Annotated in this window: 1 protein-coding gene; it reads right to left on the reverse strand. The window is 49.0% G+C overall.

Translation table 11 applies throughout. From position 1 onward, the window contains the following. Window positions 1-398: 398 nt before the first annotated feature. On the reverse strand, window positions 399-573 hold a 175-nt coding region (locus H096_RS33685; protein WP_082461922.1), incomplete at its 5' end, for a DUF1289 domain-containing protein.

The raw sequence follows: 573 nt of genomic DNA on the forward strand, positions 1-573 counted from the left end.
TGAGGCCTACCAGATAATCGGCCTGACCAAAGCTGGCACAGATCAGGTGATTGCTGAATACCCCGAAAACTAATCCCACCCCGTCCATCCCGTCACAGCATGGTCACCGTTCATGGCCATGCAGCGGGACATGCTCTGTCGATTTCATTCTCAAACCATTCGCTAAGGACATCAGCAACAATTGTAAAGGCGCTCTTGCACCGAATTTGATAACCCCGTACTGCTGTCCTCAATAACAATTTGAGATGACGCCATGCTCCGTATACTGCCACGCATTGGGCAGCAGATTGCTGATCGGGATAGTGCTAAGTTTGGGAACGGCGTTGCCTCTCAGCTTGCCCTTTCGAATTAGGGCATCTGTCTCGGCTGAAAAAGTAGAAAAGGTAAATGACTGTGGTTTAAGAGTTCTTTTTTTGCAGGCTTTTCAGACGCAGGGTGGCGCGTTGTACAGCGGCCATTTTTTCTGGACGTTTCATTCGTTTCCATTTTCTGATGTCTTCCTTGGTACGACCGCAGCTGACGCATAGTTCGCTGTTCAGCTGGCAAACAGAAATACAGGGATTTTCGATGTCC

Source organism: Pseudomonas sp. FH1, assembly GCF_000510895.2.
Classification (GTDB): Bacteria; Pseudomonadota; Gammaproteobacteria; order Pseudomonadales; family Pseudomonadaceae; genus Aquipseudomonas; species Aquipseudomonas azotoformans_A.